Origin of the sequence: Halosimplex marinum (genome assembly GCF_051414075.1) — an archaeon.
Lineage (GTDB): Archaea > Halobacteriota > Halobacteria > Halobacteriales > Haloarculaceae > Halosimplex > Halosimplex marinum.
On record NZ_JBLKNY010000003.1, the window covers coordinates 70,211 to 95,356 of the forward strand.

The 25,146-nt window shown below is 70.1% G+C and carries 22 protein-coding genes; 12 read left to right on the top strand and 10 right to left on the bottom strand.

What is annotated here, in order from left to right; translation table 11 throughout:
* Positions 1-15 precede the first annotated feature (15 nt).
* The 5 genes from ACMGFI_RS01320 to ACMGFI_RS01340 all read left to right on the top strand — a co-directional run bounded on the left by ACMGFI_RS01320 (position 16) and on the right by ACMGFI_RS01340 (position 5,377).
* Positions 16-1,224 carry an FAD-dependent monooxygenase gene (locus tag ACMGFI_RS01320; protein WP_436906794.1) on the top strand — a complete coding sequence of 403 codons (1,209 nt, stop codon included), beginning with the start codon at positions 16-18 and terminating at the stop codon, positions 1,222-1,224.
* A gap of 84 nt (positions 1,225-1,308) precedes the next feature.
* Complete coding sequence (locus ACMGFI_RS01325) at positions 1,309-1,509, top strand: DUF7333 family protein (protein WP_436906795.1); 201 nt, start codon at positions 1,309-1,311, stop codon at positions 1,507-1,509.
* Positions 1,510-1,626: 117 nt separating this feature from the next.
* The gene (gene ygfZ / locus ACMGFI_RS01330; RefSeq protein ID WP_436906796.1) at positions 1,627-2,778 is read left to right on the top strand and encodes a CAF17-like 4Fe-4S cluster assembly/insertion protein YgfZ; all 1,152 of its coding nucleotides are present in this window, start codon (positions 1,627-1,629) and stop codon (positions 2,776-2,778) included.
* Positions 2,779-2,910: 132 nt separating this feature from the next.
* Complete coding sequence (locus ACMGFI_RS01335; RefSeq protein ID WP_436906797.1) at positions 2,911-3,780, top strand: CheF family chemotaxis protein; 870 nt, start codon at positions 2,911-2,913, stop codon at positions 3,778-3,780.
* Positions 3,781-3,898: 118 nt separating this feature from the next.
* On the top strand, positions 3,899-5,377 hold the full coding sequence (locus ACMGFI_RS01340; RefSeq protein WP_436906798.1) for an alpha-N-arabinofuranosidase: 1,479 nt from the start codon (positions 3,899-3,901) through the stop codon (positions 5,375-5,377).
* Between the two features lie 22 nt (positions 5,378-5,399).
* Here ACMGFI_RS01340 and nth read toward each other — a convergent pair whose 3' ends face one another.
* The 5 genes from nth to ACMGFI_RS01365 form a co-directional block, all read right to left on the bottom strand.
* A complete protein-coding gene (nth, locus tag ACMGFI_RS01345; RefSeq protein ID WP_436906799.1) occupies positions 5,400-6,089 on the bottom strand; it encodes an endonuclease III in 690 nt (229 codons plus the stop codon).
* An 88-nt stretch (positions 6,090-6,177) separates the two neighbouring features.
* Positions 6,178-7,524 (bottom strand): hydroxymethylglutaryl-CoA synthase, encoded by a 1,347-nt coding sequence (hmgB, locus tag ACMGFI_RS01350; protein WP_436906800.1) that lies wholly within the window; start codon positions 7,522-7,524, stop codon positions 6,178-6,180.
* Positions 7,525-7,617: 93 nt separating this feature from the next.
* Positions 7,618-11,736 (bottom strand): hypothetical protein, encoded by a 4,119-nt coding sequence (locus ACMGFI_RS01355; protein ID WP_436906801.1) that lies wholly within the window; start codon positions 11,734-11,736, stop codon positions 7,618-7,620.
* A 143-nt stretch (positions 11,737-11,879) separates the two neighbouring features.
* On the bottom strand, positions 11,880-12,461 hold the full coding sequence (locus tag ACMGFI_RS01360) for a DUF2150 family protein (protein WP_436906802.1): 582 nt from the start codon (positions 12,459-12,461) through the stop codon (positions 11,880-11,882).
* A 395-nt stretch (positions 12,462-12,856) separates the two neighbouring features.
* The gene (locus ACMGFI_RS01365; protein ID WP_436906803.1) at positions 12,857-13,075 is read right to left on the bottom strand and encodes a hypothetical protein; all 219 of its coding nucleotides are present in this window, start codon (positions 13,073-13,075) and stop codon (positions 12,857-12,859) included.
* Between the two features lie 172 nt (positions 13,076-13,247).
* Between ACMGFI_RS01365 and ACMGFI_RS01370 the strand changes: the two genes are divergently transcribed.
* Entirely contained in the window at positions 13,248-13,505 is a 258-nt protein-coding gene (locus ACMGFI_RS01370; RefSeq protein WP_436906804.1) for a DUF6199 family natural product biosynthesis protein, read from the top strand.
* A 28-nt stretch (positions 13,506-13,533) separates the two neighbouring features.
* Here ACMGFI_RS01370 and ACMGFI_RS01375 read toward each other — a convergent pair whose 3' ends face one another.
* Positions 13,534-13,770 carry a hypothetical protein gene (locus tag ACMGFI_RS01375; protein ID WP_436906805.1) on the bottom strand — a complete coding sequence of 79 codons (237 nt, stop codon included), beginning with the start codon at positions 13,768-13,770 and terminating at the stop codon, positions 13,534-13,536.
* 144 nt (positions 13,771-13,914) lie between these two features.
* Here ACMGFI_RS01375 and ACMGFI_RS01380 point away from each other — a divergent pair, with 144 nt between their 5' ends.
* Entirely contained in the window at positions 13,915-14,301 is a 387-nt protein-coding gene (locus ACMGFI_RS01380) for a winged helix-turn-helix transcriptional regulator (protein WP_436906806.1), read from the top strand.
* Positions 14,302-14,304: 3 nt separating this feature from the next.
* On the opposite strand, the gene ACMGFI_RS01385 is transcribed toward ACMGFI_RS01380, so the two are convergent.
* The 3 genes from ACMGFI_RS01385 to ACMGFI_RS01395 form a co-directional block, all read right to left on the bottom strand.
* Positions 14,305-15,153, bottom strand: coding sequence for a TatD family hydrolase (locus ACMGFI_RS01385; RefSeq protein ID WP_436906807.1), 849 nt, complete (start codon positions 15,151-15,153; stop codon positions 14,305-14,307).
* 72 nt (positions 15,154-15,225) lie between these two features.
* Positions 15,226-16,086 carry a CAP domain-containing protein gene (locus ACMGFI_RS01390; RefSeq protein ID WP_436906808.1) on the bottom strand — a complete coding sequence of 287 codons (861 nt, stop codon included), beginning with the start codon at positions 16,084-16,086 and terminating at the stop codon, positions 15,226-15,228.
* A gap of 281 nt (positions 16,087-16,367) precedes the next feature.
* Entirely contained in the window at positions 16,368-16,919 is a 552-nt protein-coding gene (locus ACMGFI_RS01395) for an NYN domain-containing protein (RefSeq protein ID WP_436906810.1), read from the bottom strand.
* Between the two features lie 93 nt (positions 16,920-17,012).
* Here ACMGFI_RS01395 and ACMGFI_RS01400 point away from each other — a divergent pair, with 93 nt between their 5' ends.
* Both ACMGFI_RS01400 and ACMGFI_RS01405 read left to right on the top strand, forming a co-directional pair.
* Positions 17,013-17,837: an ATP-binding cassette domain-containing protein gene (locus ACMGFI_RS01400; RefSeq protein WP_436906811.1), complete on the top strand. Its 825-nt coding sequence runs from the start codon at positions 17,013-17,015 to the stop codon at positions 17,835-17,837.
* Between the two features lie 79 nt (positions 17,838-17,916).
* On the top strand, positions 17,917-19,416 hold the full coding sequence (locus ACMGFI_RS01405; protein WP_436906812.1) for an aryl-sulfate sulfotransferase: 1,500 nt from the start codon (positions 17,917-17,919) through the stop codon (positions 19,414-19,416).
* 33 nt (positions 19,417-19,449) lie between these two features.
* Here the strand turns inward: ACMGFI_RS01405 and ACMGFI_RS01410 are convergent, their stop codons facing one another.
* Entirely contained in the window at positions 19,450-21,978 is a 2,529-nt protein-coding gene (locus ACMGFI_RS01410; protein WP_436906813.1) for an efflux RND transporter permease subunit, read from the bottom strand.
* A 390-nt stretch (positions 21,979-22,368) separates the two neighbouring features.
* On the opposite strand from ACMGFI_RS01410, the gene gcvT reads away from it, so the two are divergent.
* The 3 genes from gcvT (at position 22,369) to ACMGFI_RS01425 (ending at position 24,516) form a co-directional block, all read left to right on the top strand.
* A complete protein-coding gene (gene gcvT / locus ACMGFI_RS01415; RefSeq protein WP_436906814.1) occupies positions 22,369-23,463 on the top strand; it encodes a glycine cleavage system aminomethyltransferase GcvT in 1,095 nt (364 codons plus the stop codon).
* The gene (gene gcvH / locus ACMGFI_RS01420; RefSeq protein ID WP_436906815.1) at positions 23,460-23,843 is read left to right on the top strand and encodes a glycine cleavage system protein GcvH; all 384 of its coding nucleotides are present in this window, start codon (positions 23,460-23,462) and stop codon (positions 23,841-23,843) included. Before gcvT ends, gcvH begins: the two co-directional genes overlap by 4 nt.
* A 310-nt stretch (positions 23,844-24,153) precedes the next feature.
* Positions 24,154-24,516, top strand: a complete 363-nt coding sequence (locus ACMGFI_RS01425) for a hypothetical protein (RefSeq protein WP_436906816.1) — start codon at positions 24,154-24,156, stop codon at positions 24,514-24,516.
* Positions 24,517-25,146: the final 630 nt, after the last annotated feature.

A 25,146-nucleotide genomic window follows, 5' to 3' on the forward strand; every position in this document is an offset into this window, starting at 1 on the left:
GACCCACCGCTCGGTATGCACGATTTCGTCGTCGTGGGCTGTGGGCCCGCGGGGTCGCGGTTCGCCCGCCGCGCCGCCGAGCGGGGCCACGACGTGCTCGCCCTCGAGCAGGGCGAGGTCGGGAAACCCCTCGCGTGTTCGGGCCACGTCTCCACCGACATCTGGGAGTACACCCCCGAGGGCGCCCGCGACCGCCTCCTGCAGAACGTCGTCCACGGCGCCCGCTTCCACCTCGGCGGCCCCCGCGGCGACCCGCCGGGCGACCCCCGGTCGAACGGTCACGTCCGCTCCGGCGGACACGCCTCAGCCGGCGGAAACGGAGCCAGCGGCGGCGACGGACACAGCTCGAACGGCCGCGACGGCGAGTTCCCGGCCCGCACGTACCCCTTCTACAAGGACGAACAGGTGTCGAACGTCATCGACCGCGTGGGCCTCGACCGGGAGCTCGCCGACGCCGCCCGCGAGGCGGGCGTCGACCTCCGGGAGGACCACACCGTCGTCGGCGTCACGGAACGCCGCGACCGCGTCGAACTCGAAGTTCGAGGTCCGGAGGGCGTCGAGACCCACGAGGCGCGGATGGTCGCCGGCTGCGACGGCCCGAAATCGCGGGTCCGGCGCGAACTCGATATGCCCGAACCCGACGAACTCCTCCACGGCGTGCTCGGCTTCTCCGACGAGGACGACGACTCCGATTTCGTCGACGTGCACCTGACTGTCCCGGACTTCTTCGCCTGGCGCATCCCGCGGGGCGAGGCGGGCGTCGAGTACGGTCTCGCGACGCCGCCCGGCGCGGACGTGCGCGACCGCTTCGACCGGTTCACCGCCGACTACGGCGTCGAGACCGACCGCCGCTGTTCGGGGCTGATCCCCGTCGGCCCGCCCGACTCGGTGACGAGCCGCCGGGCGTTCCTGGTCGGCGACGCCGCCGCCCAGACCAAGCCGTTCACCGGCGGCGGCATCCTCTACGGGATGACCGCCGCCGACCACGCCGCCCGCGAGATCGACCCCCGCGACCCCGCGACACTGGCCGCCTACGAGCGCGCGTGGCGCGACGACCTCGAACGCGAGATCGAACTGGGCCACTGGATCCGCCGGGCCTACTCGCTGCCCGAGCCGGTCCAGCGGGTCGGCCTCCGGGCGTTCTCCGGGGAGATCGGCGTCCACATGGACCGGCCGACCACCGTCTTCTCGCTCGACCAGCTCCAGTCGTTGCTGCGCGGGTGAACTCCCGGCGGGCGGGGTTCGAGCCCCGCAGGCCGGGTGAGAATCCCCGCAACGCTGATTTGGGGAGCTTCCTAACCTCCTGCCATGGAACTCGACCTGCCGAAGACTGCTGCCGCGTTCGTCGTCCTGATCGCGGTCGGCGTGGGCGGACTGATCGGCGCGCCGATCCCGATGGGCACCGACACGATCCTGATGATGGTCGCCCCCTCGATGGTCGTCTTCGGCCTGATCTGTCTGGTGATCGGCGTCGCTCACGGGGAGTACCGGGCCGGCGCGACGCGGTGAGCGCGACGCGGTGAGTGGACCCACTGACGCGAGCGGCGTGATGGCGGGCCCCTGCCGCGCGGTCCGCCGTCCCCCGCTCCGCAAGACGTAACCCGCCACCGGCCCCACGTCGGGGCAATGACGGTCATCGAGTCGGTCCACGAGGACCACGGCGCGACGTTCGAGGAGCGGGGCGACCGCCGGGTGGTGGCCCACTACGGCCGCCCAGAGCGGACCCACGTCGCCGTCCGCAACGTCGTCGGCGTCACCGAGCGCGGCTACGGCGTCCTCACCGTCGAGGGCGACGACCGCGTCGAGTTCGTCGACAACGCCGTCTCGAACCGCGTCCCGACGGAGGACGGCGAGGGCTGCTACGCCCTCCTGCTGGATCCGCAGGGGAAGATCGAGACGGACATGTACGTCTACAACGCCGCCGCCGGCGACCGCCTGCTCGTCTTCCTCCCGCCGACCGAGCACGAGCGCGTCGCGGAGGACTGGCGCTCGAAGACGTTCATCCAGGACGTGGCGATCACCGACGCGTCCGACGACTTCGGCGTCTTCGGCGTCTACGGCCCCCAGGCGACCGAGAAGATCGCGAGCGTCCTCAACAAGGCCGGCTCCCCCGAGGGACCCCTATCCTTCGTCCGCGGGACGATGGGCGACGCCGGCGTCACGGTGATCCGCGACGACGGGCTGGCCGGCGAGGAGGGCTACGAGGTGGTCTGCGCCGCCGAGTCGGCCGCCGAGGTGTTCGACACCCTCGAAAATCGCGGAAACGCGGCCGCCCCCTTCGGCCACCGCACCTGGGAGACGCTGACGCTGGAGGCTGGCACGCCGCTGTTCGAGACCGAACTCGCCGGCCGGATCCCCAACGTCTGCGGCGTCCGCAACGCCCTGGACTTCGAGAAGGGCTGTTACGTCGGCCAGGAGGTCGTCTCCCGCGTCGAGAACCGGGGCCGGCCGAGCCGGCGGCTCGTGGGACTGGTCGTCGACGCCGAGGCGGACAAGGAGAGCGGGACCGACCGCATCCCCGAGGCCGGCGCGGCGGTGTTCGCCGGCGACGCCGCCGTCGGTGAGGTGACCCGCGCCGCCATCGGCCCGACCCGCGGCGAGCCGGTCGCGCTGGCCGCCGTCGACAGCGACGCGACGGGCGGAGACGCCGACGACGGCGACCTCGCGGTCCGCGTCGAGGGCGAGGACCGCCCCGCCGAGCGCGTCGCGCTCCCGTTCGTCGAGGGAAGCGACGACTCCGCCCGCCGGCCGCGGTACCCCGACGCGGACGCCGCGTAACGGGGCCGGCGGCCCCGCCCCGGGCCGCCACCGGCCCGGTCGGACGAACGACCGGCGTCGACCGTTCTCGCACGTGATACTGGCTCGAAACGCTCAATATTCGGGGGGTGAAATGGACGGCTAAGGCCGCCCATGTCGGAATCAGTCATCGCGGACTTCGTCGCCACCTTCAACTCGGAGGCGTCGGCCCGCGCCGAGCCGGTGAAAGGGCGGATCCTCCTCAGCGAGAAGCGGCTCGTCCTCGCGGGCGACGAGGGGAAGGTGACGATCCCCCTCTCGGCCGTCTTCGACGTGGCCGTCGGCCATGTGCCCGACGACCTGGGCGACTTCTTCGACTCGACGGTGACGGTCGCCTTCGAGAAGGGCGGCAACCGCATGGTCGCCGCCGTCGAGGCCGACGACGATAAGATCGAGAAGTTCACGACCGTCCTGTTCAAAGCCATCCTCAACGGCACCGACGTGACCGTCAAACACCCCGCACGCGTCGGCGGTCGCGTCACCGACGCGGAGTTCGCCCCCGCGAAACTCTACCTCAAGCCCGGTACCGTCCGCTTTCGGCGCGCCGACGACACCGTCGACGTGGACCTCTCGACGGTCAGCGACTTCGAGCGAACGTCCCGCGAGATCAACGGCAGCGAGCGGTCGGTCCTGGCGGTCCGTCACCTGGCGAGCGGCCAGTCGAGCCTCTCGCTGGCCGCGCTGGAGTCCCCGCGGAAGATGTCGATCCTCGGCCGCTACCTCCGCCTGGAGTACAGCGACCTCATGGCAGACCTGGAGGACGTGTCCCTCTCCGAGGAGCAGATCGAGCTCCTGGTGGCCGTCTACTCGACGGGGCCGGGCGTCTCGCTGACGAGCGTCCTCGACATGGAGAGCAGCCAGCTGACGATGGTGCTCAACGACCTCCGCGCCGACGAACTCGTCGTCGACGGCGAGGACGGCCCGAAACTCACTCCCAAGGGGCGCGTCGTCGTCTCGAACCACCTCGAAGACGTCAACGAGTGATGCGGATGAGCCGCTCGCCACCGGAGGCGACCGCCGACCCCGGATCCCCGACCCCTCGCGGCAGGTCGATCCGGGTGGCCTAACTTTTTACCCCCGTCGGTGCGAGAGCACACGTCTCATGGTATCCGACACCGTCCGCGTCCGCGACGAGGCGATCGACCGCGTTAACCCCGAGGTCCACGGCCACTTCGCCGAGCACCTCGGGCGCTGTATCTACGGCGGGATCTGGGTCGGCGACGACGACCGCGTCCCCACGGACGACGGGTTCCGCGAGGACACGGTCGAACTGCTCGCGGACCTGGATCTGCGGCTGCTCCGGTGGCCCGGCGGCTGTTTCGCCGACGACTACCACTGGCGCGACGGGGTCGGCCCCCGCGAGGAGCGGCCCTCTCAGCCCAACCACTTCTGGGCGCAGGGCCGCGAGAAGTCCAACGTCGAGTCCAACGAGTTCGGCACCGAGGAGTTCATGCGCCTCTGCGACCTCGTCGACGCCGAGCCGTTCCTGGCCGCCAACGTCGGGTCCGGAACCCCTGCCGAGGCCCAGGACTGGGTCGAGTACTGCAACAGCGACACCGACGTGGCGATGGGACAGGAACGCGCCGAGAACGGCTCGCCCGAGCCCCACGACGTGGCCAACTGGGGCGTCGGCAACGAGAACTGGGGCTGCGGCGGGCAGTTCGACCCGGAGACCTACGCCAACGAGTTCCGCCGGTTCGCCCACTACATGCGCCTGGCCGGCGCCGAGGAGACGGTCGCCTGCGGCCACGTCGACGACGACTGGAACCGCCGCTTTCTCGCCGAACTCACCGAACCGGACCTGCTGGACCACCTCTCCGTCCACCGCTACTTCGGCCGGTGGGACGGCGACTGCGGGAGCGCCACCGAGTTCGACGACCAGCAGTACTACCGGCTGTTCGCCGAGTCGCTGAAGGTCGGTCGGCAGATAGACGAGGCGGCGGCTGCCATCGACACGTACGCGTCGACCGACGACATCGAGATCGCGGTCGACGAGTGGGGCGCCTGGCACCCGGAGGCGACCAGCGAGAACGGGCTCGAACAGGACAACAGCGTGCGCGACGCGGTGGCGGCCGCCGGCGTCCTCGACGACTTCAACCACCGCGCGGACCTGGTGTCGATGGCCAACCTCGCCCAGACCGTCAACGTCCTCCAGTGCGTCGTCCAGACCGACGAGGAGGCCGCCTGGCCGACGCCGACCTACCGGCTGTTCGACCTCTACCGCCCCCACGCCGGCGCCACGGCGCTCCGGACGACCGTCGACACCGACGCCGTCGAGACGGACCTGTGGGACGTGCCGCTCGTCAGCGCGTCGGCCACCACCGGCGACGACGGCACCTACGTCACACTCAGCAACCGCTCGCTCGACGACGCGCGGACGGTCCGGGTCGACCTCGACGAGGCCGTCAGCGGCGCGACGGGCGAGGTCCTGTTCGGCGACCACGAGCCCGACGACCACTCCACCCGCGAGAACGCCGCCGAGTTCGCGGCGGCCGACCTCGACGTGTCGACCGAAGCGGGCGACCTCGTCGTCGACCTCCCGGCCAACAGCGTCGCGGGCCTGTCGGTCGAACCGGCGTAAGTCGACTCGCTCCGACCCGCAGTCAGGCGTCCCAGGGGTCGCCGCTCGCCAGGTCCACCTCGCGGTCGAGCTTCGACGACGGACAGATGTCCTCGACGACGCACTCGCCGCAGTCGGGGTTGCGCGCCGTGCAGACCTCGCGGCCGTGGCTGATCAGCAGGTGGGTGTACCACTTCCACTCGTCCTCCGGAACGACCGGGAGCAGGTCCTCCTCGATGGCTTCCGGGCGCTCTTCCTCGGTGATCCCCAGCCGCCGGGAGAGTCGCTGGACGTGCGTGTCGACGACGATGCCCTCGACCAGGTCGTAGCCGTGCTGGAGGATGACGTTCGCCGTCTTCCGGCCGACGCCCTTCAGGTCGGTCAGCTCGTCCATCGTGTCCGGGACCTCCCCGTCGTGTTCTTCGACGATCGTCTGCGCCGAGGACTTGAGGTAGTCGGCCTTGCTGTTGTGGTAGGTGATCGACCCGATGTCCTCCGAGAGTTCGTCCACGTCGGCCTCGGCGTAGTCCTCGGGTGACTGGTACTTCTCGAAGAGGTCCTCGGTCTCCTTGTTGACCCGCTCGTCGGTGCACTGCGCGGAGAGGACGACGGCGACGAGCAGTTCGAGGCGGTTCGAGAAGTTCAGCGAGATGGCGGCGTCGGGGTACTCCTCCCAGAGCCGTTCGATGACCTCCTCAGCCTGTTCGGTGCGCGAGGGAAGCGGCGTGCCCATTGTGGGCGATCCGTCGGGCGAATCGCGCTTGAGTGGTTCGGTCTCGCGCTCGGCGCGGCGGGGGCCGAGCGGGGACCGCCGGGGGCGGTCACTCGACGTAGGTGTACTTGCGCTCGCCCATCCGGCCCCAGCCGTCGAAGACGAACTCGGAGTCGGGCGTGGTGAACTGGTCCACGTCCGAGACGCCGGCCTCGGCGTCGTGGTTGTGCACGTCGTGGACGTCCTCGTACTCCTCGAAGGTCAGCTCGTAGCGGGCGGCCAGCTGGTCGTCGACGTCGAGCGCCTCGATCTCCGTCTCCCAGCCGGGCTGGACGGTCTCGGCGTGGATCTCCGCCTGGGCGCCCGACCCGTAGGAACCCACGAGGAGCCGCTCGCCGGTCAGGTCGGTACCGTCCTCGTAGGCGGCCTTCAGCCCGGACAGGCGGGCGAGGTGGACCGAGCCGGTGTACCAGTTGCCGACCTCGCGGGAGACCGTCAGGGTGGGCTCGACGGTCTCGGCGTACCACTCGCGGTAGGTGTCCGTGTCGGTCAGCTCGTCGGTGTAGTCGGCGGCGGCCTCGCGGAATGACTCCTCGCTGTCGAAGGCCTCGCGGCGCGGCTGGCGGCCGATGTCCTCGGAGAGTCGCTCCTCGATCTCCGTGTCGCGGCTGAAGTGACGGAACGCCAGCGCGGCAGCCTTGCGGACCATCCCGGGGAAGGGAGTGTGGAACGGCCCGAGGACGTAGTCGTCGGGGTGGATCGGCTCGGTCACCGACTCGAAGTCCTCGATGGCCTCGCGCATCCGCGCGAGGTACACCTGCACCGAGCGCTTGCCGTCGACGCTCGGGAACTGCTGCTGGGGTTTGAGGAAGTCCGTCTCGTCGGCGCTGCCGTAGCCCTGCTCGGCCGACAGCTCGACCAGATCGGGGTCCTCGCTGACCAGCAGGGCGACCGCGCCCGCGCCCTGCGTGGCCTCGCCGGGGTCGTCGCGGGCGTACAGCGCCGTGTCGGTGGCAATGACGAGGGCCGACCGGCCGCGGTTGCGGCCCGCCCGGATCCAGTTGTACGCGTCGTCCAGGCTCTGCGTGCCCGAGATGCAGGCGAACTTCCGCTCGCCCTTGTTGGCGTGGTGGAAGTCGCCGTCGTAGACCTGTTCGAGACAGCCGGCGATGTACGTCGAGACCGGCTTGGAGTTGTCGAACGCCGACTCCGTCGCCACGTCGATGCGGCCGATGTCCTCGGGTTCGAGCCCCTTGCGCTCCATCAGGTCGTGGGCCGCGTTGGCCCCCATCGTCACGATGTCCTCGTAGACGTCCGGGAACGAACTCCCGGTGAGGCCGAGCCCCTTCGTGTACTTCCCCGGGTCGTCGCCCTGCGCCGGCGCGAACGTCTCCGGCAGGTCCAGCCTGAGCTTGCCCGTCCGGATCTCGACGGCGTCGATACCGACCGATGTCATACCCCGAACTCCGTGAGACTCCTACAAGTGCCTGTCGACTAGCGTATCGACGGGTGTCGAATGCGCGTTCGGAGCCGACCGAGACTGGGGACCTCAAACGACCTGGCCCTGGTCGGGTTCGCCGACGACGCCGTTCGGTGGGTTCGGATCACCCGGCGGACCACCGGTATTGCCCGGCTCGATGTCGAAGTCCCGTCCGTTCCCGGCGGTGTCGACGAAGTGGGCATCGGTGACGGTGACCTGTGAATTGCCGCTGGGCCTGTCCCCGGTGAGCGACCCGTCGGCGGCGAGTCTAGCCTCGGTGAGGTTCATCTCGGCGTTCGTGGTGAGCGATATCGAGCCGTAACTCACGGTGGCTTCGAGCGAGGACCCGCCCACGTCGAGCGCGCCCGAAGTGGCCGTTGCGTCGAACCCGCCGTACGTGGTCGCAGTGACGTTCCGGAGCGTCGTCGTCCCCCCGGACACGGAGGCGGTCCCGCCGCCGCCGCCTCCGGACACGACCGTGGTGTCGCGAACGTCGGTCACTCCCGTCGCGGAGAGCGGCACGGACGCGTAACTCGCCGTTCCGCTGAACGACGAATCGTCAACAGCGAGGTCGCCGTTCGTCGCATCGACGGCCACACCGCCGTACCCCGTCGCATCGACGTTGCGTAACGTCACCGACTCGCCGGTGATGGCCACGTCTCCACTGGACCCCGTATCCAGCGTCGAGTCGGTCAGCGTGACGGCGGTGGTCGAACTACCACCCAGCGTGATGGACCCGCTCGCGTCGAACGTTGCATCGGCGAAGTCGACCGACGTGAGATCGGAGGCGGTGATGCTACCGCTGGTCCGGAATTCGATCCCCGTCCCGGTCGCTCCGGCCCCAGTCAGGACGATGTTCGACGACCCGGCGGTGTTGTCCAGCGTCGCGCCGCCGAGTTCGATCGCCCCGCCGTTGAGCGTGAGTCCCTGCGCTGCGATGACCTCCGCGTTACGAAGGTCGAGCGTATCCCCTCGGACCGTCACGTCGCTCGATCCCGCCGTGTTGTCGAGCGTCGCGCCCGACAGATCGACTTCGCCTGAGGGAGCACGAACGTCAACAGCCCCTCCGGGCGTGATCGCGATCCCACTCGCGTCGAGGTCACCCTGCGTGGCCCGGAGGGTCATTTCGTAATCCGTCGTGATGTCCGAGCGGATCGTGAGGTTGTCACCACGGAGCGTCAGACTACCGGCGTCGAGGGGGACACCCTCCGGAACGACGAGCGATGCCGGAGACTGGTAATCGTAGCCCTCGGCGGCCAAGTCGACAGTGAAGTCGCCGTCGGAGGGTTCGTACACCTCGTCCCCGTCCTGGTCGACGTACGCCTGATTCGGCGTCGGTGGGGGCGCCGTTCCGAACGTCGTGCTCGTCGTGTCGGCGTCGCCGCGGGTGATCCCGACCTCGTATGGCGCGTTCGTCAGTTCGTCGGTGTTGGTGTTGATCGTGACTTCGACGCCGGTTCCCGCCGGGAGTCCGCCGGACGGCGGTTCGATCAGGATCCACGTCCCGTCGGAACCGCTGTTGAGGTTCTTGTTGCTCTGCGAGAAGTTCACAGTGACCGACCCCTGATACTGCACATCGGAACTCCCCTGGGCGTCGGACAGTCCGATGTTGATCCGGTCGTCGCCCGACAGCGCCGAATCCAGCGTGAACGTGAACGTCTGTTGCTGGCCGTCCGTGTCGGGCTGGAGGTCGCTGGCCTCGAAGTTCGAGATCTCCGCGTCGCCGGCGCTGTTGGACACGTCGAACGAGGTCGTCGTCGAGGCGCTGGTATCGCGGCGGGTGACCGTCACGTCGTACTGTCCGTCGCCGCCGGTCTTGATCGGCGCCGTCCGGACCTGAACGGTCTGTCCGGCTGCGATGTCGTCGGTGGGCTCGATCATGATGAACCCGGTGTCCCCGTTCGTGTTTCCGTTCGTGTTGCTCGTCGAGATGTTGGCGTCGATGAAGTTGTAGTTGCTGTAGTCCACCTGGAGCGGGCTGAGCTGCTGCGGGTCGTCGAGGTTGATCTCGATCTGAGTCCCGCTCGGGATCGTCGAATCCGGCGTGAAGGTGAACGTCTGTTGCTGCTGGCCGGTGTTCGGTAGCAGCGCGGTGGCGGTCGCGCGCTCGAACCCGCCCGACGGGCCACAGCCGTCCCCGCCACCGAAGAAGTCACACTCCCCTCGCTCTGCCCAGTCGCTCGCGCTGTCAGTGTCGACGTAGCTCCCGCCGTTCTGAGTCCGATAGGCGACCTGTCCTTCGTAGTCGGTCGCACCGAAGTCGAACGACGACCCGTCGTCGAACGTCGGTCCCTCGTAGGCGAATCGGTCGACGACGGTTCCCGTGCTGTCGCGGAGTTCAACCGCGTCACCGTCGTTGTTCAACGCGAAGTCGAACCCTTCCACGTCGCCCGCCGAAACGCCGTTCCACTGGTCGGCGAACGCACCCGGGTCTCGGGCGAAGTAGACGGTCCCGTCGAGGTTGGAGAGGGTCACGCTGTTGCCGTCCCCGTCGGCCAGCACCCAGCCGCTCGTATCCACGCCGCTCGGGATATCGAGCCGGACGAACTCGCCCTCGTCGTCGGGGAGTCGTTGCGGGTCCGGTTCGACGGCGGTGATCAGCGAGTTCGCGACGACGCTCACCGTGGTCGTCCGGATCGGTCCCCAGTTCCCGTTGGCGTCTTCCCCGCGGAACGCGATGGTGTGCGTCCCGGTCTGCCAGCTCGCGGTTGTCGTGTCGGTAACGTCTTCGAACGCCTGGTCCCAGCTCCCGTCGGCCGGTGACAGCGAATTGGCGCTCCCGTTTCCGGGGTCCTGTCCGGCGACCGTCTCGCCCGGCGCGGCGCGGAACCACTCGGCGGCGATGATGTCGAGCCCGCCGCGTTCGATATCGCTGACCCGCCCGGAGAGCGTGACCTGCGCTCCCTGGTCAACCGGATCCGGCGACGCCGTCTGCCCGGTCACGTCCGGTCCCTGGCCGTCGCCGCTTCCCGTCCCCGTCCCGGTCACGTCGGTGTCGACCACCGACACGTTCAGACTCACGTTCTCGGGCGCTCCGCCCCGAAACGCCGCCGGCGGTGCCCCCCTCCCGATCGACACGTTGACGCGTTCGGTCCGCCCCCCCGCGTCTTCCGGGACTCGGTAGACGAAACTCGCCCGGCCGTCGTTCCCGGTCCGCTCGGTGGCTGGCGCCCCTTCGATCCACGACGCGTTCGCCGTGACCGGCTCGCCGGGGACCGGGTTGTTGTATCTGTCTCTGAGCTCGACGACGAACCGCTGACTGCCGTTCTCGGGTACCGTCGAGCCGTTGCCTCGAACGCCCGTGAGATACGCCGGCTCTGTACGGTTTACCCGCGTCCCGACGCCGGCCTTCGCCATCCGCAGCTCGTAGGTTCCCGGCTTCAGTTCGACTTCGAGCATCCGGAACCCGTCGACGCCGGTCAGCGCGCTCGTCTCCCAGCCGGTCACGTTCGACTCGTCGGCGAGCAGTTCCGTCCAGGTCGAGTTCGGCAACCGCGTCGCCGTCCGGATCGTGATCAGCTCGGCGTCCTTGTTCTCCACCGTCACCGTCGTGCTCGACGCGCTGACCGGCCGCACGTCCACGGCGGTGCTACCGGACGACGACCGCTGGAGCGACCCGTTCAGCGCCACCAGCGAGATCGTCGACCCGTCGATCAACGTCTGGTCGCTGTGCGCGATGGTCGCGCCCTCGAACGTGAAGTTGTCGTACAGCACCGTCGAGTCGTAGACCGTCCGCGGCGGCTGGCCGTACTCGTTGTAGCTCGGCCGGTAGACGACCGCGCCGGTCGAATACTCCCGGAGCGGGCCGGTACCGTTCCAGAAGTCGTCGGTCTCGCGGTCCAGCGCCACGGCGTTAGCCAGCCCGAAATACACGCCGCTCTCGGCCGTCCCGTCGGTCCGCAACGATCCCGACACCGGCGGCGGGTTCACCGCGAGCACCCGCGAGGGATAACTCGTCCCCAGCCGGATCGACACCGAGCGACTCGCCGACTCGCCGAACATCGAGGTGACGGCGTTCCGCAGGTCCAGCAGGTCACTCTGTACCTGCTGGCTGTGGTCGAACTCGACCTGCTCGTTCTGCTGTGGGACGACCGTCGCCTGGTACAGCGACAGCAGGAGGATCAGCGCCGCGAACAGGATCACGGCGCCGATCTGGATGGACTGCCCCCTGTCGTCCCACGACTCCATGTCGCCGGACTACCCCCTCGGCGTGCAAAAACCTGTGTTCCCGATTTTCCACCCTGATAACGCCCACCCGCCGAGCCGGGGTCGGCCGACGGCGGCCGCGCGCCGCGCCGGCGGGGACCGTCCGCGACGGTGCGCCCGCGCCCCTACTCGTCGTCCTCCTCGACGACCTCGGGGTCTTTCATCGCCGTCTGGAGGCTGTCGAGCCCGTTGACCCACTGGACGACCAGCCCGGGTTCGACCTCCTCGGCGATGGAGGGGTCGAACTCCGCGCCGTCGATGACGAGCGTCCCCGCCTGGACGCAGTAGGACAGCGCCGTGTCCAGGTCCTCCTCGGCCTCGGCGTCGGCCGCGGCGCCGACGTACTCGCCGATCTCGGCGTCCTCGGCGGTGCCGCCGACGATGAACTCCTCGGCGGCGTAGAACACGCAGACGAGCGAGGTCTGGACGCTGTCGACCAGCATCAGCGCCTCCTCGTCGTCGAACGCCGGCTCGGCGAGGACGACCTCGCGCATCTCCTCGATCTCCGAGAGGGCCTCCTCCTCCTCGAGGATGCCCTCCTCGAAGTCGGAGACGACCTTGACCACGGCGATGGCCGTGTCGTCCTGCATGTTCCAGAGCAACTGCGCCGTGTCGTCGTCCTCCGGGTCGAGGTCCTCCTCGTCGATCCTGTCCAGCCAGTTCTGCCAGCGTTCGGGCGTGTAGTACTCCCCCGGCTGATTGCTCATACAACGTCGTTCGTCGCTCCGGTCATATGGCTTTCGACCCCGATCCCATCTTTTTCGCTCGGGGGTGTCCTCAGTCGCTTCGCTCCCTGCGGGCACCCCCGAGCCAAAAACATGGGTGAAAAAGGCCGCTCGCGCTCCGCGCGAGCGGTGAACCGGCGCCCGTGGCGCCGGACACTCGGGAATCGCCGCTTCGGCGAGCCTGCCTTTCCCCGAGTCGCGCGGCCCGCGCAAGAGCGCGGGCACGCGCTCCCGGCCGCCGCGACCGCACCGCTCCGCGACCGCACCGCTCCGCGACCGCACCGCTCCGCGACTGCACCGCTCCGCGACCGCACCGCTCCGCGACCGCACCGCTCCGCAACTACGCCCGCACCGAAACTGTGCCGTATGACCCGACTTCAGTACGGTTCTTCGTCCTCGTCGAGATCGGCGTAGAACCGAAGCAGGCCGCATTCGGGACACATCAGCGTCGTCACGTCCTCGGTCTCGCCCACCCCGAGTTTGCCGAGCAGTCCCTCGCGCTTCTCGCCGGTCCGGACGTGGGGGTTCCAGGCGTCGCTCATGCCGAACTCGACCGACTCCATCGACACGCCGCAGTCGGGACAGCGTCGTTCCATACCGGCCCGTCGACCGGTGGTGACGTAAAACCGTTCCAGTGAGCGCTCGCGGAAGCCTCTACCCTTATCGTGTCCGCCGACGCATCGGAGGTATGTTTCGGAGGATCAGTCGGTCGGCGGCCGCTCGTCTCGGGTCTGGAGTATCCGACCGTCGAATCGGACGGGAGGCGGAGTGACCGTCGCCGCGGCCGCCAGCGCCACCGTCGTCGGCGCCGTGCTCCTAACGGTGGGCCTGTTCGGCGTCTTCCGGCCGTACACGGTCGCGCTGTGGCGCGAGCGCCTGGACGCCGTCGGGAGCACCCGCTCGTGGGACGAGATCGAACCGACCGACTGGCGTGTGCGTATCGCCCGGTACACGTTCGGGGTCTTCCTCGCGGGCGGAATCCTCTTCCTGTGGATGGCGACCCAGCAGTGGGCCGCCGTGCTGTGATACCGTCGACCGGCGCGGGCTCGGGCGGTCAGCAGTCGCAGTCGCCGCCGCAACCGCACCCGGACGACGAGCGCTTCGTCGCCGCGTACAGGCCGCCGCCGGCGACGAGCGCGCCACCGCCGACGAGCAGTCCCGACACCGATCCGACACCCGGGACCGTGACCGGGTCCGGCGGGACCAGCGTACCGATACCGATGCCGACGAAGACCGCGGCGACGAACAGGCCGACCCTGGCCGGCACGACGGCGCTACGTGACAGGTTCATCGTGCGTTCGTAGTCCCGACGGGTGCTTAACGCTCAGCGGAGTGTGCGCTGACCTGGTTGCATTTCCGAACCGGGTTCGGTTTCGAACCGCTCGCGGCGACCGCGGGGCGTAACGTATTCGGCGGGGGCGGGAGAACGGCGGCCATGGCCTCGACGGACGACTGCGTGGCCGGGTGGTGCGCCGACGACGACTGGTGCGCGCTGACGTGTGCGGCCGGCGTCCTCGACGGGAAGTGGCACCCGGTCATCGTCGCGCGCCTCCTCGACGACGGCCCCCTCGGCTTCAACCGGCTGGGGGAGGCCATCGACGGCGTCTCGGACACGGTCCTCTCGGACAGCCTCGACTCCCTGGAAGCGGACGGCGTCGTCGACCGCGAGGTGGTCAGCGAACGGCCGTACCGCGTCGAGTACTCGCTGACCGACCGCGGCGCGGATCTGGAGCCCGTGATCGCCGCGCTCCGCGAGTGGGGCGCCGACCACGCCACCGCCGACGACTCCACTGCCGACGGCTCTACCACCGGCTGCGACTGACCGCTACTCCAGCGTCGCCTCGGTGTCGATGCCGTAGACCGCCGCGGGCGTCTCGACGTGCGCGCGCTCGATGGCCTCGTCGTACCCCTCCTCGCGCAGCCAGCGCACCCGCGAGGGAACCGTCCCGACGCCCAGCACCGCGCCCGGCCGGTCCGGGTCGTCGATGTAGTCCGTCTCCATCATGAACGGCTCGTCCTCCCCGATCGCCAGTTCGAGTTCGTCCTTGTGGGAGATGACGCTCTTGGTGATCCCCGCCAGCCGGCCGCCGGCGTAGTGCTTGACGACGCGCTCGGGCGGGAGCCCCCGCGCTTCGGCCCACTCGGCGACTTCCGTGAAGTCCTCGCTGCCCTCGGCGTGGAGCTGGATCGCGCAGCCCGTCTCCGCCGCGAGGTCGAACCCGTGGCGCATCACCTCGTTCGAGGCGTCCCACACGGCGTCGCTCACGTCGTAGTGGGGCCGGCCGGACTTCAGCGCCAGCGCCGGCCCGTCGGCGACGTACTCGGCGGCGGTGTCTAGCCCCGTCTGCATCAGATCCCGTGCCGCCTCGGGGTCGAGGCCGTCGTCGACGAGTTGCGAGACGAGCCCCGGGTGGACGCCCAGCACCGGCCAGGCCCGTCCCGGTAACTCCTCGTTCGCCCGCTCGACCACGTCGACAGTCAGGTCGAACACCTCGCGGAAGTCCTCGGCGCCCTCGGGCAGGGCGTCGAGCAGGTGCCAGGAGGGCTTGTTGACGACGAGCAGGTGCGTCCCGCCGCTGTCGGCGAACTCGCGGGCGGCGTCGACGCCGCGGCCGTGGACCGGGTCCAGGTGCATGTGGTCGTCGAGGACCGGCCCGTCGATCTCGGCGTTCATGTCCGGCCATCCGGCGCGCGGTCGAAAAAACCGTTCGCTGTGGGTCGGCGAACCAGTCGGAACCCGACCTCCCTACGCGCTGCCGTAGACGCCACAGAGGTTGCCGGTCACGTACACCTCGTTTTTCCCGGTGGTCTCGATACCGATGCCCAGCCGCGTGGCGTTGGCGTACGAGAGCCGCTCGCGGAACACCCGGTCGGTCCGCCAGTTCTCGAAGATGGCCCGCGCGACCATCGACTCGTTCTCGTTGTACCGGGGGCCGTCCGGCCCGCGGTAGGTCACCCCCGCGTAGGTCTTGCCCAGCACCTCCAGGCGGTTGCGCGTCGGCGTCACGATGTACTGGTCGCCGCGCTTCTTGAACTGGCAGGTCTCGAACAGCTCGTGGTCGCGGTAGCGGCCGGCGCTGGAGCGGTTGTCGATCCGGTGGACCGTCTCGCCGGCGTCGGCCATGTCGACGCTGTGAGCCGTCGCCATCCGGTCTAACTTCCGGACGACCGTCCCGTCGACGTGGCTGAACCGCCGGAGGTCCCGCTCGGCCCGCCAGTCGTTGATCAGCCGCCGGAGGCTGTTCTCGATCCGCTCGGTGTCGAATCGCCGGATCAGCGTCGGCGTCCGCGTCGGGGTCGGCGCGGGCGTCAGCGTCGCCGTCGCTGTCGCGGTCGGCGTCGGGACCGCCGTCGGGGTGAGCGTCGCCGTCGGGGTAGGCGTGGGCGTCAGCGTCGCCGTCGCGGTCGCAGCCGGCGTGAGCGTCGGCGTCGGCGCGGGGGAGGGCGTCGGGGTGGGGGCGGTGCCGTCACCCGGGCCGGCGTCGGTCGGCGTCGCCGGGCCGCCGGGCGCGCCGCTCCCCCCGCCGGCGACGAACCCGACGAGCGCGCCGACGAGGAACACGCCGAGCACGGACGCGGCGAGCACGCGCCCGTCGATCCGGAGCATATCCCACGGTTTCCGCTCGCCCGGTTAAAGACTCGCCCCCGATTATCACCGCTTGAACGCGCGACGGCTACGCTCGCACGACGGCCGCGCTCGCGGCGCGACGGTCCCGCGTCAGAGCACGGCCGCGAGCGCGTATCCCACGAGGAGTCCGAACAACAGCGCCGCGACCAGTCCCGCGACGAGCTTCCGGCCGTCGATCCTGCGCATACCGCCCGATCCCGGCCCGGTGAGTTAACTCTTGGTCCGCCGGCCGACGGCCGCGGCCGTCGGGGTCGCCCCGGCTACAGCGTGACCGACTCGTGGGCGGTGTTGCGGAGCGCGTCCGAGCGGCCGTGTTCGCCCGGGGCGACCGCGATGGTCGCCAGCCCCCGCTCGGCGGCCGCCTCCAGCACCGGCTTGAAGTCGGTGTCCCGCGAGGCGACGACGAGTACGTCGATGGCCTCCTCGACGGTCGCCGCCGTCGCGTCGACCCCGAGCTTCACGTCCACGTCGCCGCTCGTCGTGACCACCTCGAACCCCCGCGCCTCCGCCGCCTGGATGAGTCCCGACGGCGCGTTCTCGTCGAGGTAGAGGCGGCCGAACGCGAGGTGGCCGTAGCGCTCGGCGGCGCCCCGCACGTCGTCCAGGTCCACGTCGAACTCCTCGCGCAGGACGTTCGGCCCGTCGACGAACAGGCCCACCCGCGGCTGGTCGTGGCCGCGCGCTTCGAGGTCCGTTCCAGCCTCGGCCGCGGCGTCTCCGACCGCGCCCGAGTGGCCCGGCCCGTCCGCGCCCGCCGATCGGTCCGCGCCGGCCGCCTCGTCGCCGCCGAACAGCCGCCCCAGCCAGCTCATACCCCGCCGTTCCCCACCGCCGAGTATAGGCGTGACGCTTCGGGGAACCGCCGGAAGCGATAGGTGGCCGAAGCCCGAAAGGCGGACAGTACCATGGCCGCCCCGCCAGCGGACGCGCCCGGCGACGAACTGGACGACCCCGTCCTCGCCCTCGAACGCCTGTCGGTGAGCTACGGGAGCCAGGAGGTGCTCGACCGGCTGGATCTGGCCGTCGAGCGGGGCGAGCGACTGGCGGTCGTCGGCGCGAGCGGGAAGACGACGCTCGCGCGGGCGCTCGTCGACGGGCTCCCGGCGCCCGCCCGGGTCTCGGGCTCGGTCACGTACCGCCCCCGGCGCGGCGACCCCGTGTCCGTCTTCGACCTCTCTGACGGCGAACGCGAGCGGTTCCGCCGCGAATCGGTCGCGGTCGTCACCGGCGACGAGCCGTTCGATCCCGCGTCGACGCTCCGGGGACAGTTCCGGGCGGCGCTCCGGGCGACCGGGGCCGACGAGGCGCGGGCCGAGGCTCTCCTCGCGGCGCTCGGACTCGACGCCGGCCGGGTGCTCGACGCCCGACCGCGGGAACTGGACGCCGCCGCGACCCAGTTGGCGGACCTCGCCCGCGCGGCGCTGGCCGACCCGGCCGTGCTCGTCGTCGACGACCACCCGGCCGCCCTCGCCCACCTCGCCCGCGGCGACCACCTCGACGGGTTCGAATCGGCGGTCGCCGCCGGCGGAACCGCCGACGCCAGCGGAACCGACCCTCTCACCCTGGTCACGCTCGGGGCCGAACTGCCGGCGCCGGCGGCGCTCGCGGACCGGCTGGCGGTGCTGTCGGACGGCCACGTTGTCGAGGCCGGGCCGACCGAGCGGGTGCTCGACGACCCGGATCATCCCCACACGCGGCGGCTGGTCGAGTTCTACGACGGGTTCCCGTAGCGCCCAGTCGCCGTAGCGGTCGGCTCCAGCCGCCGGGAGTCGTAACCGAGTTAACCTCCTCGGTCGATACCCGTGACAGATGCGAAGAACCGTCCTTCCGACTCTGTTCGTCGCGCTCCTGCTGGTGGTCCCGATCGCCGGCGCCGCTGGCGGCGTCGCGGCGGCCGGCGACCGCCCGGGCGCCGCGCCCGGCGTCGGCCACGCGGCGGCCGGCCTCCAGCAGGCACCGAACCCCTGCGTCGGCACGATCGAGCGGACGCCCGACCGGACGACCCTGTTCTCGATCCAGGGCGCCTACCAGGGCGAGAAGACCTCGGCGATGGTCGTCGGCGCCCGGCCGAACGGCTCCATCGTCGGCGTCCACAACGACACCGCGGTCGGCCGCTGGTGGAGCTACGACATCGACGTGCTCGACAACGGCAACATCCTCCAGGCGACGACGGACAGCCGCGATACGCTGATCGAGGAGATCGACCCCGAAACGGGCGAACACGTCTCCGAACGGCGCTTCGAGAACGCCTACGACACTCACGACGTCGATCTGATCAACGGCGACGAACTGCTCATGAACGACATGAGCCAGGACGGCGAGGACCGCGTCCTGATCTACAATCTCACCCGGGAGGCGATCACCTGGGAGTACTACTTCGCCAACTACACCGAGCACTACCCGAAGTCCGGCGGCGGTGAGTTCGGCGGCGACTGGACCCACAACAACGACGTCGAGCAGATCCGCGAGGGCATGATCATGGTCTCGGTCCGCAACTTCGACAAGGTCGTCGCCATCGACCGCGAGACGAAGGAGGTCGAGTGGACGCTCGGCAGCGACGACAACACCTCGATCCTCCACGAGCAGCACAACCCGGACTACCTCGCGAGCGAGGACGGCAACGCGACGGTCATCGTCGCGGACAGCCTCAACGACCGCGTCGTCGAGTACGAGCGCGAGGGCGACGAGTGGAACCGGACGTGGGTGCTTCGGGGCGGCCGCCTGAACGAGCCACGGGACGCCGACCGCCTGCCCAACGGCAACACGCTGATCGCCGACCGGCGGGCCCACCGTATCGTCGAGGTGACGCCCGACGGCGAGGTCGTCTGGGAGGTGTACTCGCCGTACCAGCCCTACGACGTGGAGCGGGTCGGCACGGGCGACGAGTCCAGCGGTCCGACGATGGCCGATGTCGGTGAGGGCGGCGTCGTCGAGGCGACCGGCGGCGCCGACTTCGACGCCGAGGACATCGCGGCCTGCTACGACCACCTCACCGGATTCGAGAGCACCCGGCTGATCCCCGACGAGGACCTGGCGGCCATCGGCGCTGCGCCGACCGCGACGGACGGCGACGGGACCGACCCGGCCGACGGCTCGGGCGGCGACGGGGCCGACGGGAGCGCCGGCGACGGCGACGACGGCGGGGACAGCAATGGGGACGGCGACGACGGCGAATCGAACCCGGGCGACGACAGCGTGCTCGGCACGCCCACGTCGGGGTCGGGGCCGACGCCGCTCGGTGCCGCCCTCGCCGTCGGCGCGGTCGCCGCGGCGGTCGTCGCTGCCGCCGTTCGGTTCCGCCGGAACTGAGTACCGGAGCGCCGGCGAAAATCGGGTGGCCCGTCAGTCCTGGGCCGCCGGCCGGTCGCGGGTCGGTGACTCGCTACGGACGGCGTCGGGGCTACCGTGGTTCGCCCACAGGAGCAGCAGGCTCGGGAGGACGAACACGGCGACGACGAACGACAGCGACAGCGCGAGGACGACGAGCGTCCCGAAGCTCGTGATCTGGGGGTGGGGGTGGAGCAGCAGGGCGCTGAACGCGCCGACGGAGGTGAGCGTGCTGCCCAGCAGCGCGCCGCCGGTGCCGGTCACGGCCGTCCGCAACGCGCCGGTAACCGTCTGCCCCCGCTCCAGTTCCTGCGCGAAGCGGTCGCTGACGTGGATGTTGTAGTCGATGCCGAGCCCGATGACCAGGCTGAGCAGCAGCGAGGTCAGCAGGGTCAGCGGGATCGAGAGCAGGTACATCCCGCCGACGACCAGCGCGGTCACGAGGACGATGGGGACGGACGTCACCACGCCGAGCGCGGCGCTCCCGGTGGCGACCCGGTAGACCAGCGTCAGCAGGACGCCGACCGCCGCGAGCGCGACGATCAGCGTCGTCAGGATGCTGTCGGTCGTCTGGGACAGCTCGGCCTCGTTGAGCGTCCCGACGCCGGCCGCGATGGCGTCGACGCCCTCCGCCGAGACGCTCCCGGAGACCGCCTGCATCGCGTCGGCCTGCTGGGCGATGGTCGCGTCCCCGTCGATCGGGACGACGACCCGCAGCGAGCGGTACTCGCCGTCCGTGCGCTCGACCACCTGACTCGCCTCTTCGGGCGCGGCGGCGTACAGCGCGTCGTAGACGCCCTCGACGTTCCGGTCGGGGACGCCGTCGCCGTCGGTGTCGGCCTCGGCGAACGTCGCCGCGAACTCGTCGTTCTCGGCGGCGACCGACTCCATCACCGACAGCGGCGAGCGCAGCGGGACCGTGCCCGCGCGCTGGAACACCTCCGCCTGCTCGCCCGCGCTGTCGCGGACCGTCTCCACGGCGGCCAGCGCCGACGGCGAGGTCACGTCGCCCTCGAGGAGCACCTGCGAGCTGCTCCGGGCGTCCTCGTCGGCCGCGCGGTAGTGGGCGTCGACGTAGTCGGCGTAGGCGTCGTATTCGCTCGTCTCCCAGCCCAGCGGGCCGGGCAGGTTCTGCTTCCACTCGGCGATCCCGTCGGTGTCCTGCTGGACCGACTGGCGGTCCAGATCCGTCCACGCGACGGCGCCGGCCGACCCGGCGACCAGGGCGAGGACGATCACGACGGGCGCGGCCCGCTTGGCGAGCCGGACGCCGCCGGTGAGGAACGGTTCCAGCAGGCGGGTCTTCCCCAGCGGTCGCTTGGCCCGGTCGAACCCGACGCGTTCGAGCAGGCGGTCGACGGTCACCTTCAGCGCCGGGACGAACGTCAGCGAGACCACGAACGTCGAGACGACGCCCAGCGTGATGCCGATCGAGAGCTGCTTGATGATCGCGAACTCGTTGGTGATGTTCGACATGAAGCCGACCGCGGCGGTCAGCGTCACCAGCCCGAGCGCGACGGCGACCGACGAGAGCCCGCGGGCCATCGGCTCGCGGATGTCCTCGGCCTCACCGCGCTCCTCCCGGTACCGCATGAACACGTGCAACCCGTAGTCGACGCTGAGGCCGACGATGAGGACCGGGCCGATGATGAGCGTGAACCCGGCGGGGATCCCCATCCAGCCGAGGATGCCGAACATCCACAGCACCGAGAGGACGACGCCGGTGAACCCGACGACCACGTCCACCAGGTCCCGGTAGGCGAACGCGAGCACCGCGAGGATCGCCAGCAGCGCGACCGGGACGATCAGCTGCATCGTCTGCTGGTTGAAGTTGGCGTTCGATTCGGCGATCGCGTGTTCGCCGAGGGTGAAGTAGTCGGGCCCCTCGCGGTCGTCGGCGAGGTCGTACAGCGTCGCGGTCGCGGCGGTTCGCCGCTCGGCCGCGGCCTCGCCGGCGTCGGCGCTCTCGAACCGGAACAGCATCCGGTGGCTCTCGGCGCTCGCGGTGCCGGGCTCGTAGTCGTTCGGGACCAGCGCGGTCGCCTGCGACCCCTCGGTCAGCGTCTCGGCGACGAGCGACTCGACCTCGCTCGCGCTCGCCGACTCCAGGGCCGCGACCTGCTCATCGAGCGACGCGCCGGGGTCGCCGGCCGCGCGCGTCGCGATGAGGTTCGCGACGCCGAACGGCTCGCGGTCGCCCAGCGCGGCAGCGACCGATTCGTTGTCCAGCGCCCGTTGCTGGAACTCCAGCGAGTCCAGCAGGGCGGCCTTCGAGAGGGCGTTGCCGTCGCTCCGGACGTAGACCGGCGCCGGGCTGACCGACGTGGCGTTGGACTCGCTCTCGCTCGTCCCGTAGTTCGCCTGGATGTACTCCATGGCCTGGGCGACCTCCGTGTCGCCGACCGCGCTGGACCCGTTCATCTGACTCTGGGTCTGGAGCTGGCCGATGCCGACGACGACGCCGGCGCTCACGAGCAGCATGAGCAGGAGCACGACGAGGTTGTGCTCCGTGACGAACCGGAACGGGCGGTCGAGGCGGCTCACGGGGCCACCTCCGCGGGCGCGTGCGATGCGCCGCCCGGCGGCTCGCCGGGCGGGAGGGCGTTCGATCGTGGGGACGGTGCGGGAACCATTGCGTTCGACCCGAGAACCGGGACCAGCATATAAAGGGGAACACAGTTTCAGGGTCGGAAACTGTGGGAAACCGACCGGCAACCGCCGCACGCGGCGGTTCGGCGGGCGACCGGACCGACCGTCGACTCGCGAGGCCGGATGGCGGTTACGCCACGCATCCGCGGCTCGCCGTCGGCGAGCCGGCGCCGTTCGATATAGCGACATTCGGTTGAGGGCGTCAGACGCCGGGTCGAAACAGTCGGTCGCGGGCGCGCATGTGCGACGGCAACAGTTACGTCGCTGGCGGGCGGAAATCGGGGTATGGCGCTCAGACAGCCGCCGCTCGCGGAGACCCACGAGGCGAGCGGCGCGACGCTCACCGAGTTCGGGGGGTGGGAGATGCCCGTCGAGTTCGACTCCATCCGGGCGGAACACGAGGCGGTCCGCGAGTCGGTCGGCCGGTTCGACGTCTCGCACATGGGCCAGCTGACCGTCTCCGGCCCCGACGCGGGCCGGCTCACCAACCGGCTGGTGACCAACGACGTGTCCGACCTCGACCCGGGCGAGGCGAACTACGCCGCGATCACCGACGACCGCGGCGTGATGCTCGACGACACCGTCGTCTCCCGCCCGCCCGCGGACTGGTCGGTCGACGCCGACTACCTGGTGGTCCCCAACGCCGGCCACGACGCCGAGATGGCCGACCGCTGGGTCGACCACCGCGACGCCTGGGAACTGGACGCCGCGGTCGAGAACCGCACGGAGTCGCTGGCGATGGTCGCGCTCCAGGGCCCCGACGCCCGGGACCGCCTCGCGGCGGAGACGGACGCCGACCTGGGGGAGATGGGGCGGTTCGAGACGACCGTCGGGTCGGTAGCGGGCGTCGAGACGTTGATCTCCCGTACCGGCTACACCGGCGAACCTGGCTACGAGCTGATCTATCCCTGGGACGAAGCCGAGACGGTCTGGTCGGCCCTGGACTGTCAGCCATGCGGGCTCGGCGCTCGCGACACGCTCCGCCTGGAGATGGGCTTTCTCCTCTCGGGGCAGGACTTCGACCCCGAGGACAACCCCCGCAATCCCTACGAGGCGGGCATCGGCTTCGCGGTCGACCTCGACAGCGAGTTCGTCGGCCGCGACGCGCTGGAGGGCGTCGACGTGGAGGGCGTCGACGAGAAGCTCCGGGGGATCGAACTGGTCGACCGCGGCGTTCCCCGGGAGGGGTACCCCGTCGAGTCGACCGACGGCGAGCGCCTCGGGACGGTCACGAGCGGGACGATGAGCCCGACGCTCGGGAGGGGGATCGGCCTGGCGTACCTCCCCGCGGAGGTCGGCGTCGACGAGTCGGTCCGCGTCTCGGTGCGGGACGAACCGAAGAAAGCACGTACCACCGCGACCCCATTCCTCGACAGATGAGCTTCGACGTTCCCGACGACCTGCGCTATCTCGACTCCCACGAGTGGGCGCGGGTCGACGACGACAGCGCGCGCATCGGCATCTCCGAGTTCGCCCAGGACGAACTGGGCGACGTGGTCTTCGTCGACCTCCCGAGCGAGGGCGCGGAGGTCGCCGCGGGCGAGGACTTCGGCGTCGTCGAGTCGATCAAGGCCGTCTCGGACATCTACGCCCCCGTCTCCGGCACCGTCACCGCCGTCAACGACGACCTGACCGACCGGCCGGAGCTGGTCAACGAGGACCCCTACGGCGACGGCTGGCTGATCGAGGTCGACGTCAGCGACGAGTCCGAACTCGACGACCTGCTGTCGGCCGACGAGTACCGCGACCAGATCGCCTGAGACCCCGTTTTCGCCGCCCGTGTCGTTCCGTCACCCCCGACAGTGACGAGTTCCCGGCGTTCGAAGCCGACGAAATAAACCCAATACCGCGATACCAAAACCGTGCAGCGGGCGACCACCGAGGCGAGAGAGGGCGAAGAGCCGAACTTCGCGGTCGACAGCGCCCGATCCGGACCGGGGCGGCCACTCGATATCGCGGCCAGCCCGGCGAGAGCTCCGGAGCGTGACCCGAAGCAACCGTTGGAACGGGCGGCCGTCCTTCGGGTACTCCGGGGGACACCGTTATTACCGGGTAGCGCTCACCCCCCTCATGGATCGAACGCAAGAGGAGAGGAACCTGCCCCCGGACCGCGACGACGGACTGGACCACCCGCTCGCTCGGCTGGTCGTCCGGGCGCTGCTCGACGAACCGGACGGCGAGCGCGGGATGGTGTTGCTTGTCAACGAGGCCGCCCGGTTCAAGGCCGCCAGCGACGGCGAGACGCTCGACGCGATCACGCTCGATACGATCCGGGCGGAGCTCGTCGACGAGTGCATCGCTCCGCTGGAGGCGGCCGACGTAGTGACCCACGACGAGGACGAGGACACCCTGTCGCTCGTCGGTTCAAAGCGCGAGGCTCGGTCCCGGTTGGCCGAGGCCGCCGCGGCGGCGTCCGGCGAGTCCTACAAGTGACTCGGACGCGATAGCGGGAGGATCGGGTGGCGGGAAGGGCTCGCCCCGGAAGGGGCGAGACGGGTAGGTGGGTGGGTAGGTGGGTCGGGTGTCCCCTCGTTCCCCCGAAACGAAGTGGATGGCTTCGTTGCCCGTGTGTGCGGGCAGTTGCCGGTTCGTTGCGTAGTGGTATAGTGATACTCCCAATCTGTTTAGGTGGTGCTCCCGGACCGGCGTCGAAGTGAGAAAACTGGACACGGGGGGAGTGTCCAGGTGGCAATTGGGGTGGGTGTCTGCACTGTGGGGGGTCTCGGGGGAATGCAGACACGCGACTCTGTGGATTGGTCGGAAATAAAGGCGGACCAGCGTTTTCAGTGCGTGAAAATCAGATGGCTCTACGGGTCACAGAGTACGGTGCTCGTGTCCGAACGCCGCGATGAATACGGCAGGGTGGATCGCGTACACACGACTCTCTCAATTCCGGCCTCAGCGAGCGGTTTGACAGTCATTTTTCTTAAAACACGTTTCAGTTCACTGCCCACAGTAGCCGATACCGAGTCCACCAGTCGATTCAGCTCCCCGGAAATACACACGGGCCACTCTCGGTCGTGTGCATATCGCGTCAAGTGCTTCTCTTGAACACGACCGTTG

Bases quoted from the DNA above. Each gene is read 5' to 3' on its own strand.
- ACMGFI_RS01320 (WP_436906794.1), top strand. From the start codon at position 16: ATGCACGATTTCGTCGTCGTGGGCTGTGGGCCCGCGGGGTCGCGGTTC.
- ACMGFI_RS01325 (WP_436906795.1), top strand. From the start codon at position 1,309: ATGGAACTCGACCTGCCGAAGACTGCTGCCGCGTTCGTCGTCCTGATC.
- ygfZ (WP_436906796.1), top strand. From the start codon at position 1,627: ATGACGGTCATCGAGTCGGTCCACGAGGACCACGGCGCGACGTTCGAG.
- ACMGFI_RS01335 (WP_436906797.1), top strand. From the start codon at position 2,911: ATGTCGGAATCAGTCATCGCGGACTTCGTCGCCACCTTCAACTCGGAG.
- ACMGFI_RS01340 (WP_436906798.1), top strand. From the start codon at position 3,899: ATGGTATCCGACACCGTCCGCGTCCGCGACGAGGCGATCGACCGCGTT.
- nth (WP_436906799.1), bottom strand. From the start codon at position 6,089: ATGGGCACGCCGCTTCCCTCGCGCACCGAACAGGCTGAGGAGGTCATC.
- hmgB (WP_436906800.1), bottom strand. From the start codon at position 7,524: ATGACATCGGTCGGTATCGACGCCGTCGAGATCCGGACGGGCAAGCTC.
- ACMGFI_RS01355 (WP_436906801.1), bottom strand. From the start codon at position 11,736: ATGGAGTCGTGGGACGACAGGGGGCAGTCCATCCAGATCGGCGCCGTG.
- ACMGFI_RS01360 (WP_436906802.1), bottom strand. From the start codon at position 12,461: ATGAGCAATCAGCCGGGGGAGTACTACACGCCCGAACGCTGGCAGAAC.
- ACMGFI_RS01365 (WP_436906803.1), bottom strand. From the start codon at position 13,075: ATGGAACGACGCTGTCCCGACTGCGGCGTGTCGATGGAGTCGGTCGAG.
- ACMGFI_RS01375 (WP_436906805.1), bottom strand. From the start codon at position 13,770: ATGAACCTGTCACGTAGCGCCGTCGTGCCGGCCAGGGTCGGCCTGTTC.
- ACMGFI_RS01380 (WP_436906806.1), top strand. From the start codon at position 13,915: ATGGCCTCGACGGACGACTGCGTGGCCGGGTGGTGCGCCGACGACGAC.
- ACMGFI_RS01385 (WP_436906807.1), bottom strand. From the start codon at position 15,153: ATGAACGCCGAGATCGACGGGCCGGTCCTCGACGACCACATGCACCTG.
- ACMGFI_RS01390 (WP_436906808.1), bottom strand. From the start codon at position 16,086: ATGCTCCGGATCGACGGGCGCGTGCTCGCCGCGTCCGTGCTCGGCGTG.
- ACMGFI_RS01395 (WP_436906810.1), bottom strand. From the start codon at position 16,919: ATGAGCTGGCTGGGGCGGCTGTTCGGCGGCGACGAGGCGGCCGGCGCG.
- ACMGFI_RS01400 (WP_436906811.1), top strand. From the start codon at position 17,013: ATGGCCGCCCCGCCAGCGGACGCGCCCGGCGACGAACTGGACGACCCC.
- ACMGFI_RS01405 (WP_436906812.1), top strand. From the start codon at position 17,917: ATGCGAAGAACCGTCCTTCCGACTCTGTTCGTCGCGCTCCTGCTGGTG.
- gcvT (WP_436906814.1), top strand. From the start codon at position 22,369: ATGGCGCTCAGACAGCCGCCGCTCGCGGAGACCCACGAGGCGAGCGGC.
- gcvH (WP_436906815.1), top strand. From the start codon at position 23,460: ATGAGCTTCGACGTTCCCGACGACCTGCGCTATCTCGACTCCCACGAG.
- ACMGFI_RS01425 (WP_436906816.1), top strand. From the start codon at position 24,154: ATGGATCGAACGCAAGAGGAGAGGAACCTGCCCCCGGACCGCGACGAC.